The organism is Agromyces sp. SYSU T00194 (assembly GCF_040496035.1).
Taxonomy (GTDB): domain Bacteria; phylum Actinomycetota; class Actinomycetes; order Actinomycetales; family Microbacteriaceae; genus Agromyces; species Agromyces chitinivorans.
In genome coordinates, this window is sequence record NZ_JBEPJZ010000002.1 from 195594 (window position 1) to 208871 (window position 13278).

A 13278-nucleotide genomic window follows, 5' to 3' on the forward strand; every position below is an offset into this window, starting at 1 on the left:
AGCGCGAGCCCGGCACGCCGGGGAGGGGCGCGTCGGTCGGGCGTAGGATCGGGACATGACGTCCCAGGGGGAAGATCAGTACTGGTACAACATGCGCACCGGCGAGGTCGAGCGGGGCTTCGTGTCCCCGTCCGCCGACCGCGTGGGCCCGTTCCCGACGGCCGGTGAGGCCGCCCGGGCCCTCGAGATCCTGCGCGCGAACAGCGCGAAGTGGGCCGAGGAGGATGCCGCGGAGGACTGATCCCCGCGCCCGGCGGCCCGACCTACTCGTAGCTGTGCTCGGGGCCCGGGTAGACGCCGGAGTCGACATCGGCGCGCCACGCGCGCGCGGCGTCGCCGAGCGTCTGGGCGAGGTTCGCGTACTGGCGCACGAACTTCGGGATCCGGCCGGTGGTCAGGCCCGCCCAGTCGGTCCAGACCAGCAGCTGCCCGTCGGTGTGCGGTCCTGCGCCCACGCTGATGGTCGGGATCGCCAGGGTCTCGGTCACCCGCTTCGCGGCATCCGCCGGCACCATCTCGAGCACGACCGCGAACGCGCCGGCGTCCTGCACGGCGACGGCGTCCTCGACCAGGCGGTCGGCCGCGTCGCCGCGGCCCTGGATGATGTGGCCGCCGAGGCCGTGCTCGGACTGCGGGGTGTAGCCCACGTGGCCCATGACGGGAATGCCGGACTGCACGATGCGCTCGATCTGCGGTGCGCTGCGCCGCCCGCCCTCGAGCTTGACGGCGTGCGCGCCCGACTCCTTCATGAACCGCACCGCCGTGTGGAGGGCCTCCTCGGGACCCGACTCGTAGGAGCCGAACGGCATGTCGGCGACGACGAACGCCCGCGTCACGGCCTTCGCCACGGCCCGGGTGAGCGGCATGAGCTCGTCGACGGTGACCGGCAGCGTCGTGTCGTAGCCGAGCACGTTGTTGCCGGCCGAGTCGCCCACCAGCAGGAAGTCGATGCCCGCCTCGTCGAAGATGTGTGCCGTGAGCTGGTCGTAGCTCGTGAGCCCCGTGATCGGGATGCCCTGCTCCTTGGCGTTCTGGAAGTGCCGGGTGCGGACGCGTCGGGGGCCTGCGGCCCGCCCCGACGCCCCGCCGTAGGGGTTCTGCTCGGCGGCGGCGGACGACGGGTCGGCGGACGGCTCAGGCAGCTCTGGCATGCGGCAAGTCTAGCCATGCGGCATGGGCCGCCCGGCGGCATCCGCCGCACTGCCGGGCACGCCGACGCGCGCCCGCGCCGGGTCGTGGCCGGGCTGCGGAGCCAGTAGCCTAGACGAAGCGAGAGAGGGTGTAGATGGACAAGCAGCGGGACTTCGTGCTCCGGACCATCGAGGAGCGGGGCGTCAAGTTCGTCCGGCTCTGGTTCACCGACGTGGTGGGCACGCTGAAGTCGGTGGCGATCGCGCCGGCGGAGGTCGAGGGGGCGTTCACCGAGGGGCTGGGATTCGACGGCTCCGCGATCGAGGGACTCACCCGCAGCTACGAGTCCGACCTGCTCGCGCACCCCGACCCCACGACGTTCCAGACGCTCCCGTGGCGCGGCGACATCGACCCGACCGCGCGCATGTTCTGCGACATCACCACGCCCGACGGCGAGCCGGCCGTCGCCGACCCCCGCAACGTGCTGAAGCGCACCCTCGAGAAGGCCGCCGACGCGGGCTTCACGTTCTACACGCACCCCGAGATCGAGTTCTACCTGCTGAAGTCGTCGAAGATCGGCGCCGAGGGCCCGCAGCCCGTCGACTCGGCCGGGTACTTCGACAACGTGCCGGGCGGCACGGCGCACGACTTCCGTCGTCGCTCGGTGCGCATGCTCGAGGACCTCGGCATCTCGGTCGAGTTCAGCCACCACGAGGCCGGTCCCGGCCAGAACGAGATCGACCTCCGCTACGCGGACGCGCTCGCGATGGCCGACAACATCATGACCTTCCGCACGGTGATCAAGGAGGTGGCGATCGAGCAGGGCGTGTACGCCACGTTCATGCCGAAGCCGTTCTCCGACCAGCCGGGCTCGGGCATGCACACGCACATGTCGCTGTTCGAGGGCGACAGCAACGCCTTCTTCGAGGCCGGCGCACAGTACCAGCTGTCGAAGATCGGTCGCCAGTTCATCGCTGGCCTGCTGCACCACGCCGGCGAGATCTCGGCCGTCACCAACCAGTTCGTGAACTCCTACAAGCGCCTCTGGGGCGCCGACGAGGCGCCGAGCTTCATCACCTGGGGCCACAACAACCGGTCTGCGCTCGTGCGCGTGCCGCTCTACAAGCCCAACAAGGGCCAGAGCGCGCGTGTGGAGTACCGCGCGATCGACTCCGCGGCGAACCCGTACCTCGCGTTCTCGCTCCTGCTCGCCGCGGGCCTGAAGGGCATCGAGGAGGGCTACGAGCTCCCGCCCGAGGCCGAGGACAACGTGTGGTCGCTGAGCGACGCCGAGCGCCGCGCGCTGGGCTACAAGTCGCTGCCGGCGAGCCTCGACCACGCCATCGAGTACATGGAGGGGTCGGAGCTGGTCGCCGAGACGCTCGGCGAGCAGGTCTTCAACTACGTGCTCGCGAACAAGCGCCAGGAGTGGCGCGAGTACCGCAGCCAGGTGACCCCGTTCGAACTCAAGCGCAACCTGGAGATCCTCTAGCATCGGCCGGCGGGACACCATGAGCGGCCGGAGCCAGAGCCTCACCGCCCTCGCCCGCCTGGGGTTCGACGACCTGAGCGCCGGCGCCGAGCGCCTCGCAGCGGTCGGCGAGCTCCTCGGGGTCGGGGAGGACGCGTGCGTCGGAGTCGTGCGCCACGCGGCGGACCCCGACCAGGCGCTCGCCCTCCTGCAGGACCTCGCCGAGCGCGACGTCGACCGCGTCGCGTCGCTCGTCGCGGACCCGACCGCCGCCGCGGGACTCGGGCGCCTGCTCGGCGCGTCGCGCGGACTCGGCCAGTTCTTCGAACGACACCCCGCCGAGCTCGAACTGCTGCGCGACGGCCCCGTGGCACCTGCCACGGCGGGGGAGTACCGCGCACGCATGCTCGAGGCCATCGACGGGCTCGGCCACGGCGGGCTCGACGACGCGGAGGCCGCCTGGCCGGCGCTGCGCGCCCGATACCGGCGGATGCTCGCGCAGATCGCGTTGTACGACCTCAGCGCCGCCGACGCGGTGGACGTGCTCGACCGCGTCGCAGCGGCGCTGGCCGACCTCGCCGGCGCGGCGATCGACGCGGCCATCGAGCTCGCGCGCCGGGCGCACTCCCGCCGCGAGGGTGATCCCGCCGCACCGGCGCGGTTCCCGGCCGAGCGGGTCGCCGCAACCCGGCTCGCGGTCATCGGCATGGGCAAGGCCGGCGCGCGGGAGCTGAACTACGTGAGCGACGTCGACGTCATCTTCGTCGCCGAGTCGGCCGACGACGAGGTCGTCCCCGGCCCGGTCGCCATCGACATCGCCACGCGCCTCGCGATGACCATGATGCGCGCGCTCAACGGCGCATCCGTCGAGCCGCCGCTCTGGGAGGTCGACCCGAACCTGCGGCCCGAGGGCAAGGACGGCGCGCTCGTGCGCTCGCTCGAGTCGCACCTGACGTACTACGACCGCTGGGCGAAGAGCTGGGAGTTCCAGGCGCTGCTGAAGGCGCGTGCCATGGCGGGCGACCTCGAGCTGGGCGGCCGCTACGTCGACGGTGTCGCCCCGAAGGTGTGGGCGAGCGCGTCGCGCGAGAACTTCGTCGAGTCGGTGCAGAAGATGCGCGAGCGGGTCACCGAGTTCATCCCCGACGACGAGATCGACGTGCAGTTGAAGCTCGGCCCGGGGGGACTGCGCGACATCGAGTTCACGGTGCAGCTGCTGCAGCTCGTGCACGGGCAGTCCGACGATTCGGTGCACCAGCGGGGCACGGTCGCCGCGCTCGACGCCCTGGCGCTCGCGGGCTACGTGGGTCGCGTCGAGGCGGCGGAGTTCACCCGCGACTACCGCATGCTGCGCGTCATGGAGCACCGGCTGCAGCTGGAGCGCCTGCGGCGGACCCACCTCATGCCGCGCACCGACGAGGGCATGCGGCTGCTGGCCCGGGCGAGCGGCCTCGCGCCGACCGGCGAGGAACTGCGCCGGCTCTGGCAGGCGACGCGCGCTCGCGTCCGCGGCCTGCACGAGCGCCTCTTCTACCGCCCGCTGCTGTCGGCGGTCGCGGCGCTGCCGGAGGAGGGCCTCGAGCTCACCAGCGAGCAGGCGGCGGCGCGCCTCCAGGCGATCGGCTTCCGCGATCCGGCAGGTGCGCTCGCGCACATCGCCGCGCTCACGAGCGGCGTCTCACGCCGTGCGGCCATCCAGCGTCACCTGCTGCCCGTGCTGCTCGACTGGTTCGCCGACGGGGCCGACCCCGACTACGGGCTCCTGGCGTTCCGCCGCCTGAGCGACCGACTCGGCTCGGCGCACTGGTACCTCCGGTTCCTCCGCGACTCGACCGCGGCCGCGCTCCGGCTCACCCGGGTGCTCTCGGGGTCGCGGTTCGTCGGCGAGCTCCTCGACCTGGCGCCCGAGTCGGTCGTCTGGCTCGACGACGACGCCGAGCTGCGCCCGCGTGCGATCGACGAGCTCCGGGAGGAGGCGCAGGCGGTGCTCGCCCGCCACGCCGACCCGGAGGCGGCGGCGAAGGTGCTGCGGACCATGCGGCGGCGCGAGGTGCTGCGCCTGGCCTTCTCGGCCATCGTCGGCACGTGCTCGGTCGAGGAGCTCGGCTACGGCCTCGCGGACATCACCCAGCAGCACCTCGAGGCGATGCTCGCGGCGATCCGCCGACCGGCCGGCGGCGACGGCGACGGCATCGAGTTCGGGATCATCGCGATGGGTCGTTTCGGCGGCCGCGAGCTGGGCTTCGGATCGGACGCCGATGTCATGTACGTGTTCCGCCCCGCCGGCGCCGAGTCGCAGGACGCCCAGAAGCGCGCCCAGTTCCTGGTCTCCGAGTTGCAGCGCCTGACTGCGGACGCCCGGCTGCCGCTGGACCTCGATGCGGACCTGCGGCCCGAGGGGCGCAACGGGATCATGGCGCGCTCGCTCGACGCGTACCGGGCGTACTACGCGCGCTGGTCGCTGACGTGGGAGGCGCAGGCGCTGCTGCGCGCGCGGGGCGCCGCGGGCGATGCGGCGCTGCTCGCCGAGTTCGAGGAGCTCGCCGACGCGATCCGCTACCCGGCCGTGATCGGCGAGCAGGAGGTCCGCGAGGTCAAGCGGATCAAGGCCCGGGTCGAGAACGAGCGGCTCCCGCAGGGCGCCGACCCGATGCGCCACCTGAAGCTCGGGCGCGGGTCGCTGAGCGACGTGGAGTGGTTCGTGCAGCTGCTGCAGCTGCGCAAGGCCACCGACGTGCCCGACCTGCGGACGACGTCGACGCTGCAGGCGCTCGCGAGCGCCGCCCGCGCGGGCTTCGTGACCGACCACGACGCCGAGATCCTCCGCGAGGCGTGGATCATCGCGTCCCGTGCGCGCTCCGCGCTGACGCTCTGGCTCAACAAGACGACGGACGTGCTCCCGGTCGAGCGCACGCAGCTCGAGGGCGTCGCACGACTCCTGGAGTACCCGCCCGGATCGGCCAGCCAGCTCGAGGAGGACTACCTCTCCGCGACCCGCCGCGCCCGCCGGGTGTTCGAGCGCTCGTTCTACGGCGAGCCCGAGCGGCGCCAGCCGAGCACGGGCTGACCCGGTCGCATCCGCTCGCCGCGGCCACGCGCGGCGAGGCATGGCCGGCGCCGGAGACGCCGATGGGCCGCACCACCGAAGTGGTACGGCCCATCGGGGATGTCAGGCGATCAGACGCCGAAGTACAGCTCGTACTCGAACGGGTGCGGCCGCTGCGCGAGCGGCTTGATCTCGTTCTCCATCTTGTAGTCGATCCAGGTCTCGATGAGCTCCGGCGTGAAGACGCCGCCCGCGAGGAGGAACTCGTGGTCGGCGGCGAGCGCGTCGAGCGAGTCCTGCAGCGAGTTCGGGACCTGGGGGATGTTCTTGGCCTCCTCGGCGGGGAGCTCGTAGAGGTCCTTGTCGACCGGCTCGTGCGGCTCGATGCGGTTCTTGATGCCGTCGATGCCGGCCATGAGCTGGGCCGCGAACGCGAGGTACGGGTTGCCCGAGGCATCCGGCGCGCGGAACTCGATGCGCTTGGCCTTGGGGTTGGTGCCCGTGATCGGGATGCGGACCGCGGCGGAGCGGTTGCCGGCCGAGTAGACCAGGTTAACCGGCGCCTCGAAGCCCTTGACCAGGCGGTGGTAGCTGTTCAGCGTGGGGTTCGTGAACGCGAGCACCGAGGGGGCGTGGGCGAGGATGCCGCCGATGTACCAGCGCGCGACGTCGGAGAGCCCGCCGTAGCCGGCCTCGTCGTAGAACAGGGGGCTTCCCTCGTTCCACAGCGACTGGTGGGTGTGCATGCCCGAGCCGTTGTCGCCGAAGAGCGGCTTCGGCATGAAGGTCGCGACCTTGCCCCACTGGTTCGCGGTGTTCTTCACGATGTACTTGAACTTCAGGATGTCGTCCGCGGCGTGGACCATCGTGTCGAAGCGGTAGTTGATCTCGGCCTGGCCGCCCGTGCCCACCTCGTGGTGCGCACGCTCGAGCACGAGGCCCGACTCGATGAGCTTCAGCGAGATGTCGTCGCGCAGGTCGGCCTGCTTGTCGACCGGCGAGACGGGGAAGTAGCCGCCCTTGTAGGGGGTCTTGTTGGCCAGGTTGCCGCCCGGCTCCTCGCGACCGGTGTTCCAGGCGCCCTCCTCGGAGTCGACCGAGTAGAAGCTCGCGTTCTGCTTCACCTCGTAGCGCACGTCGTCGAAGATGTAGAACTCGGCCTCGGGGGCGAAGTAGGCGGTGTCGGCGATGCCGGTGGAGGCGAGGTACTTCTCGGCCTTCTTGGCGACCTGGCGCGGGTCCTTGGCGTAGATCTCGCCGTTGCGCGGGTTGTAGATGTCGAACACCATGATGAGCGTGCGCTCGGCCCGGAACGGGTCCACGTACGCGGTGGTCACGTCGGGGATGAGCTGCATGTCCGACTCGTGGATGTTCGCGAAGCCGCGGATCGACGAGCCGTCGAAGAGCTGGCCGACGGTGAAGAAGTCCTCGTCGACGGTCGACGCCGGGATGTTGAAGTGCTGCTGCACGCCCGGAAGGTCGGTGAAGCGGATGTCAAGGAACTTGACGTCCGTCTCCTTGATGAACGAGAGCACTTCGGATGAATCACTGAACATGTGGCGTTTCTCCAAAATCGGGGGAGGGGACCGGACGACTACCTCGGTGCAGCCGATCCGACGCTACCGACCGGCGGTTACCCGGCCGTGACACTAATGTTTCCGGCATGTTACGTAGGCGGCAACCGTCTAGACTCGTCCGGTGCCCGAGAACCCCACCACGTTCGGCCAGCTCCCGCCCAGCGAATGGCCCGGCGAACGCCTCGGGCTCCCGGAGACGGGCCCCGGTTCCGTGGGGCGGGTCGGCCGTCGCATCCTGGCGATCTGCATCGACTGGCTGATCGCCAACCTGATCCCGCTGCTGTGGGCCTCGTACGCCTCGAACGTGCACTCCTGGTCGACCCTCGCGGTGTTCGCGGTCATGCAGGTGCTGTTCATCCCGACCATCGGCGGCAGCATCGGGCATCGCATCACCGGCATGCGCGTGATCGCGCTCGACGGGGGCTGGGTGGGCCTGCGGCGACCGGTCGTGCGCACGCTGCTGCTGGTGATCGTCGTGCCGGCGCTGATCTGGGACTCCGACCAGCGCGGCTTCCACGACAAGGTCGCCGGCACGGTGCTCATCCGCGCCTGAGCGAGCGGATGCCCCGGGGCGGACCGGGGCGGAGGCGAGCGGATGCCCGTCGCATCCGCTCCACCGCATCGGGCGAGGCCCGGTTCAGCGCACCTTGCCGCGCTGCGGTCGCGCCTTCATCGGGTCGATGCCCTTCGGGATGGGCAGCTGCGTCTGCAGCGAGTTGAGCCGGTTGCCGACCGCCATGACCTCGGCCTTGGTGAGCGACTTCTTGATCGACTTGAGCGACCTGGGCAGCTTGTGCAGCGGGATCGCGCCCTCCTCGGTGCCGACGCTCAGCTGCGTGATCTGCACGTTGGGGAGGATGCGGGCGATCTTGCGCTGCTCGTCGTCGAGCATGCGCTTCGTGCGGGTGGGGGAGCCCTCGCCGATCAGCGCGACGCCGCCCTTGCCGACGGCGCGGTAGATCGCGTCCTGGGTCTTGCCGTTGACCGCGACCGGCATCTCGTTGCCCATCCAGCCGCGGCGCAGGCCCGACTTCAGCACGGCGCCCACGGCGCCCGGCTGGCCCTCGATCTGCGAGTACGCCGCCCGCTCGGCGCGACGGCCGAGGATGACGAGCGCGAGCAGCAGGCCGCCGAGGAGGCCCGCCACGAGGAAGAGCGAGATGGTGAACCAGTTGCCGTTGCCGATCAGCACCGACAGCAGCGCCGCCACCAGCACGGGTGCGAGGAACCCGAGGAGGATGAGCCAGGGAGCCGTCGAATCGTGGCGGCGGGTCATCTGGAAGACCTGCCACATCTGCTTGATCCGGCCGGGCTCCTTCGTCGACGAACGGTCCTTGCTGCGTGCCATGGTGTCTAGGATACCGGCGCGGCCGGGCGACGTTGACCGCCGCCCGGCCGATGTTCAGACGACGGCCTGCTCGAAGCCCAGCGCCGCGTCGGCGAGGTGCTCGAGTTCGGCGGGGATCTGCCTCCCACTGCGGCGCATCGACTGCGCCCACAGGCGCCCGGCACGGTAGGACGAACGCACCAGCGGACCGGCGAGCACCCCGAGGAACCCGATCGCCTCGGCCTCGTCGCGGAGCTCCACGAACTCCTCCGGCCGCACCCATCGGTCCACCGGGAGATGACGCGGGCTCGGGCGCAGGTACTGCGTGATCGTGATGATGTCGGTGCCGGCGGCGTGCAGGTCGCGCAGGGCCTCGGAGACCTCCTCGCGGGTCTCGCCCATGCCGAGGATGAGGTTCGACTTCGTGATCAGGCCCGCGTCGCGCCCCCGCGTGAGCACGTCGAGCGACCGCTCGTAGCGGAACGCCGGGCGGATGCGCTTGAAGATGCGCGGCACGGTCTCGACGTTGTGCGCGAACACCTCGGGCCGGGCCGAGAACACCTCGCCGAGGTGCTCGGGGCGCCCGGAGAAGTCGGGCACGAGGATCTCCACGCCCGTGCCCGGGCTCTGGCGGTGGATCTCGCGGATGGTCTCGGCGTAGAGCCACGCGCCCTCGTCGGGCAGGTCGTCGCGGGCGACGCCGGTGACGGTCGCGTAGCGCAGCTCCATGCGCGCGACCGACTCGGCCACGCGACGCGGCTCGTCGGTGTCGTAGTCGGCGGGCTTTCCGGTGTCGATCTGGCAGAAGTCGCAGCGCCTCGTGCACTGCGAGCCGCCGATCAGGAACGTCGCCTCGCGGTCCTCCCAGCACTCGTAGATGTTCGGGCAGCCGGCCTCCTGGCACACAGTGTGCAGGTCCTCGCTCTTCACCAGCGACTGCAGCGACCGGTACTCGGGGCCCATCTTCGCGCGGGTCTTGATCCATTCGGGCTTGCGCTCGATCGGGGTCTGCGCGTTGCGGACCTCGAGGCGGAGCATCCGACGGCCCTCGGGTGCGGTGCTCACGCGACCACCTCCTCGCGCTCGGCGGCGAACTCGGCGACGAGTCGGTCGCGGACCGCTCCGACCAGGTCGGACGGATGCGTCGGATGCCCGATCACCCGCGAGATCGTGGTCACGCCCGCGTCGCGGATGCCGCACGCGACGATGCGACCGTACGGCTCCAGCGAGTTGCTGCAGTTGAGCGCGAACCCGTGCATCGTGACGCCCTCGGCCACGCGCACGCCGATCGCGGCGATCTTGTCCTCGGCGCCGGGCGGGCCGACCCAGACCCCGGAGCGGCCGTCGACGCGACGGCCGTCGACCCCGAGGGGCTGCAGCACGTCGATCAGCACCTGCTCGAGGCGCCGGACGTAGCCGACCACGTCGATCGGCTCGGCGAGGCGGATGATCGGATAGCCGACCAGTTGGCCCGGACCGTGCCAGGTGATCTTGCCGCCCCGGTCGACGTCGACGACGGGGGTGCCGTCGACCGGCCGTTCGTCGGGGGCGGTCCGCTTGCCGGCGGTGTAGACGGACGGATGCTCCAGCAGGAGCGCGGTGTCGGGGCGTTCACCCGCGACGACCGCTCGATGGACGGCGCGCTGAAGGTCGAGACCCTCGATGTACGGCACGGAGTTGGCGCTTAGCCCCGCGACGATGACGTCGAGCATGACCCCAGTCTAGGTGTCGCGTCCTCCACACGCGCCCCCATCGCGGAAGCGCGACGGGGGAGCGGCGGCGCGGGGCCGTCGCGCGCCTCGCCGGGCGATGCTGTGGCGGTGACTGGCGGAACCGAGGGCGTGCTGACGGGGGGCTACCGGGTCGTGCGGCGCATCGGCGCGGGCCGGCGCTGCACGGCATGGCTCGCCGCGCCCCCGGCGGACGGCGGGGGGTCGGAGGCGCCGGTGGTGCTCCGCACGTACCCGGCCGGTGCCGCCCCGGGCCCGCTCGCGGTCGAGGTCGCCGCGCTGGCGCGCACGGCGCGTGGCGTCCTCCCCGCGCTGGTGGACGTGATCGGCGACGGCACGCGCACGACCCTCGTCGTCGAGCACCTCGAGGCGGGGCTGCCCGAGCTGCTCGAGTGCCGGGAGTGGTCGCCGGGCGAGGCGGTCACCCTCCTCGCGGGGGTCCGCGAGGCCGTGCTCGCGCTCGAGTCCGCCGGGTTCGCACCGGACCGCCTCGCGCCAGGTCAGGTGATGCTCGATCGCACGGGCCGGCCGCGCCTCGTCGGGGCGGGGAGCCTCCGCGACCTCACCGACGCGAGCGGGATCGCGCGGAGCGAGGCCGCCCGGGCGGCGATCGCCGCGTACGGCGGCCTCGTGCGCGCCGTGGGCGCACGGCTGCCCGACCCGGCCGTGCTGGACGCGTTGGCCGGCTGGTGCGACCGGGCCGGTCGCTCACGGCCGTTCGTCCGCGACGACGCCGCGTGGGAGCGGGAGCTGTTCGCCGTCGCGCCCCCGGCGCCGATTCTCCGGGGCGACCGCTCGCCCGCGGGGCGGGCCGCGGACGGGGTCGGGTCGCCCGCCCCCGGCGCGGTCGGTCGGGTCGGGGACGCCGGGGCCCGACCCGAGTCGTATGCCGGGCCCGCGAGCGGCGGCGCGGCGGCCTGGGCGGGCATCCTGCAGCTGCCCGAGCAGACCGCGGAGGCGTGGGAGCAGGCGCTCGACGCGGGACTGCCCGCCCGGCTGCGCAGCGCACTCCGCGCCCGTCGGCGACCGCTGCTCGTGGGCGCGGCCGTCGCCGCCTCGGTGCTGGTGCTCGCGCTCACCGCGCTGCAGGGCGACGGTGCAGCCGATGCCGCGGACGACGCGCGGGCGCCCTCGACCGACGTCGCGTCGCCCGCCGAGGTCGACACGGTCACCGAGGCGGCCGATCCCGGAGCATGGGAGCCACCGGATCCGGACGCCGACCCCGCCGAGGCGGCGGCAGCGCTGCTGGCTCGGCGCGCGCGGTGCCTCGAGCTCCGCTCCGAGCCGTGCCTCGCAGACGTGGTGCAGCCGGGTTCGCCGATCGAGGCAGACGATCGCGCATGGATCGGCGAGGCATCCGTCGGCGAGGCGCCGATCGGCGCAGTGCACTCCACCCCGGCAGCGGTCGACCCGCGGGAGGTCGTCGTCGTCGATGTGCTCGGCGACGCCGTGCTGGTCGAGGTCGGATCGGGCTCGCCGGAAACGCCACCGGCCTCGGTCCTCATCGTGAGGGCCGAGGCCGGGTGGAGATTGCGGTCGCTCCGGGAGTGACCGGCGGGATCAGATGCCGAGGTCGCCCTCGAAGTCGCCTTCCTCGAGGCGGTCCTTGACCGCGGTGAGGAATCGGGCGGCGTCGGCCCCGTCGATGATGCGGTGGTCGTACGACAGCGCGAGGTAGACCATCGAACGGACCGCGATCGCGTCGGAGCCGTCCTGGCTGACCACGACCGGACGCTTCACGACGATGCCCGTGCCCAGGATAGCGGTCTGCGGCAGGAACACCACGGGGGTGTCGAACAGCGCACCGCGCGAGCCGGTGTTCGTCAGCGTGAAGGTGCCGCCGGCGAGCTCGTCGGGCTTCAGCTGGTTGTTGCGGGTGCGCTCGGCGAGGTCGGCGATCTGCGCCGACAGGCCGGCGATGTCGTGCTCGCCCGCGTTCTTGATCACCGGGGTCAGCAGGCCGCGCTCGGTGTCGACCGCGATGCTCAGGTTCTCGGTGTCGGGGTAGACGATCGAGTCGCCGTCGACGGTCGAGTTGATGATCGGGTACGCGCGGAGCGCCTCGATGGCGGCCAGCGCGAAGAACGGCATGAAGGAGAGCTTGTTGCCGGTCTCCTCGAGGAACGCCGCCTTGGCCTTGTCGCGGAGGCGCGCCACCTTGGTGACGTCGACCTCGACGACGCTCGTGAGCTGGGCCGTCGACTGCATCGAGACCACGGCGCGCTCGGCGACGACCTTGCGCAGGCGCGTCATCGCCTGCGTCGTGCCGCGCAGCGGCGAGGGCTCCGGGCGCGGCTTCGGCGCTGCAGCGGGCGCGGCTGCGGCCTCCGTCGACCGGGCGTCGAGCACGTCCTGCTTGCGGATGCGGCCGCCGACACCGGTGCCGGTGACGGTCGAGAGGTCCACGCCCTGGTCGTTCGCGAGCTTGCGCACGATCGGGGTGACGTAGCCGCCGCCCGCGTGGGCCGGGGCGGATGCGGCAGGAGCGGCCGGGGCCGCGGGAGCGGCCGGGGCCGCAGGAGCGGCCGGTGCCGCGGGAGCCGCCGGTGCTGCGGGCGGTGCGGGCGGAGCCGCGGGTGCGGCCGGGGCTGCGGGCGCCGCAGGAGCGGGCTCCGGCTCCGGGGCCGGCTCGGGAGCGGGCTCCGGCTCGGGAGCAGCCTCGGGCTCGGGAGCGGGCTCCGGCTCGGGGGCTGCGGCGGGCTCCGGCTCGGCCGCCGGCGCTGCGGCGCCGGAGCCGTCACCGATGGTCACGAGCGGCGTGCCGACCTCGACCGTCTCGTCCTCCTGGACGAGGATCTCCTCGATGACCCCCGCGACGGGCGACGGGATCTCGGTGTCGACCTTGTCGGTCGAGACCTCGAGCAGGGGCTCGTCGACCTCCACCTGGTCGCCGACGTTCTTCAGCCATCGGGTGACCGTACCCTCGGTGACACTCTCACCGAGTGCCGGGAGGCTGACGGATTCGCTCATGCGATTGACTCCTTCACAGCGTGTGC

Annotated in this window: 11 protein-coding genes; 5 read left to right on the plus strand and 6 right to left on the minus strand. The window is 72.1% G+C overall.

Annotation, left to right across the window (positions count from 1 at the left end; translation table 11 throughout):
* Positions 1-55: 55 nt before the first annotated feature.
* A complete protein-coding gene (locus tag ABZK10_RS13710) occupies positions 56-241 on the plus strand; it encodes an SPOR domain-containing protein (protein ID WP_353809857.1) in 186 nt (61 codons plus the stop codon).
* 22 nt (positions 242-263) lie between these two features.
* Here the strand turns inward: ABZK10_RS13710 and panB are convergent, their stop codons facing one another.
* The gene (panB, locus tag ABZK10_RS13715; protein ID WP_353809858.1) at positions 264-1151 is read right to left on the minus strand and encodes a 3-methyl-2-oxobutanoate hydroxymethyltransferase; all 888 of its coding nucleotides are present in this window, start codon (positions 1149-1151) and stop codon (positions 264-266) included.
* Positions 1152-1285: 134 nt separating this feature from the next.
* On the opposite strand from panB, the gene ABZK10_RS13720 reads away from it, so the two are divergent.
* Positions 1286-2623 (plus strand): glutamine synthetase family protein, encoded by a 1338-nt coding sequence (locus ABZK10_RS13720; RefSeq protein ID WP_353809859.1) that lies wholly within the window; start codon positions 1286-1288, stop codon positions 2621-2623.
* Between the two features lie 19 nt (positions 2624-2642).
* Positions 2643-5669 carry a bifunctional [glutamine synthetase] adenylyltransferase/[glutamine synthetase]-adenylyl-L-tyrosine phosphorylase gene (locus ABZK10_RS13725; RefSeq protein WP_353809860.1) on the plus strand — a complete coding sequence of 1009 codons (3027 nt, stop codon included), beginning with the start codon at positions 2643-2645 and terminating at the stop codon, positions 5667-5669.
* Positions 5670-5779: 110 nt separating this feature from the next.
* On the opposite strand, the gene glnA is transcribed toward ABZK10_RS13725, so the two are convergent.
* Complete coding sequence (gene glnA, locus ABZK10_RS13730; protein ID WP_353809861.1) at positions 5780-7204, minus strand: type I glutamate--ammonia ligase; 1425 nt, start codon at positions 7202-7204, stop codon at positions 5780-5782.
* Positions 7205-7346: 142 nt separating this feature from the next.
* Between glnA and ABZK10_RS13735 the strand changes: the two genes are divergently transcribed.
* Entirely contained in the window at positions 7347-7778 is a 432-nt protein-coding gene (locus ABZK10_RS13735) for an RDD family protein (RefSeq protein ID WP_353809862.1), read from the plus strand.
* Positions 7779-7862: 84 nt separating this feature from the next.
* On the opposite strand, the gene ABZK10_RS13740 is transcribed toward ABZK10_RS13735, so the two are convergent.
* The 3 genes from ABZK10_RS13740 to lipB are packed head-to-tail and all read right to left on the minus strand — an operon-like array spanning position 7863 to position 10264.
* Positions 7863-8573, minus strand: a complete 711-nt coding sequence (locus ABZK10_RS13740) for a DUF4191 domain-containing protein (RefSeq protein WP_353809863.1) — start codon at positions 8571-8573, stop codon at positions 7863-7865.
* Positions 8574-8627: 54 nt separating this feature from the next.
* Positions 8628-9617 carry a lipoyl synthase gene (gene lipA, locus ABZK10_RS13745; protein WP_353809864.1) on the minus strand — a complete coding sequence of 330 codons (990 nt, stop codon included), beginning with the start codon at positions 9615-9617 and terminating at the stop codon, positions 8628-8630.
* On the minus strand, positions 9614-10264 hold the full coding sequence (gene lipB / locus ABZK10_RS13750) for a lipoyl(octanoyl) transferase LipB (protein ID WP_353809865.1): 651 nt from the start codon (positions 10262-10264) through the stop codon (positions 9614-9616). Before lipB ends, lipA begins: the two co-directional genes overlap by 4 nt.
* Positions 10265-10372: 108 nt before the next feature.
* Between lipB and ABZK10_RS13755 the strand changes: the two genes are divergently transcribed.
* Complete coding sequence (locus ABZK10_RS13755) at positions 10373-11833, plus strand: hypothetical protein (RefSeq protein ID WP_353809866.1); 1461 nt, start codon at positions 10373-10375, stop codon at positions 11831-11833.
* 9 nt (positions 11834-11842) lie between these two features.
* Here ABZK10_RS13755 and sucB read toward each other — a convergent pair whose 3' ends face one another.
* Entirely contained in the window at positions 11843-13252 is a 1410-nt protein-coding gene (sucB, locus tag ABZK10_RS13760; protein ID WP_353809867.1) for a 2-oxoglutarate dehydrogenase, E2 component, dihydrolipoamide succinyltransferase, read from the minus strand.
* Positions 13253-13278 lie beyond the last annotated feature (26 nt).

Excerpts from the sequence above, each read along its gene's own strand:
- ABZK10_RS13710 (WP_353809857.1), top strand. The coding sequence starts at position 56 with ATGACGTCCCAGGGGGAAGATCAGTACTGGTACAACATGCGCACCGGC.
- panB (WP_353809858.1), bottom strand. The coding sequence starts at position 1,151 with ATGCCAGAGCTGCCTGAGCCGTCCGCCGACCCGTCGTCCGCCGCCGCC.
- ABZK10_RS13720 (WP_353809859.1), top strand. The coding sequence starts at position 1,286 with ATGGACAAGCAGCGGGACTTCGTGCTCCGGACCATCGAGGAGCGGGGC.
- ABZK10_RS13725 (WP_353809860.1), top strand. The coding sequence starts at position 2,643 with ATGAGCGGCCGGAGCCAGAGCCTCACCGCCCTCGCCCGCCTGGGGTTC.
- glnA (WP_353809861.1), bottom strand. The coding sequence starts at position 7,204 with ATGTTCAGTGATTCATCCGAAGTGCTCTCGTTCATCAAGGAGACGGAC.
- ABZK10_RS13740 (WP_353809863.1), bottom strand. The coding sequence starts at position 8,573 with ATGGCACGCAGCAAGGACCGTTCGTCGACGAAGGAGCCCGGCCGGATC.
- lipB (WP_353809865.1), bottom strand. The coding sequence starts at position 10,264 with ATGCTCGACGTCATCGTCGCGGGGCTAAGCGCCAACTCCGTGCCGTAC.
- sucB (WP_353809867.1), bottom strand. The coding sequence starts at position 13,252 with ATGAGCGAATCCGTCAGCCTCCCGGCACTCGGTGAGAGTGTCACCGAG.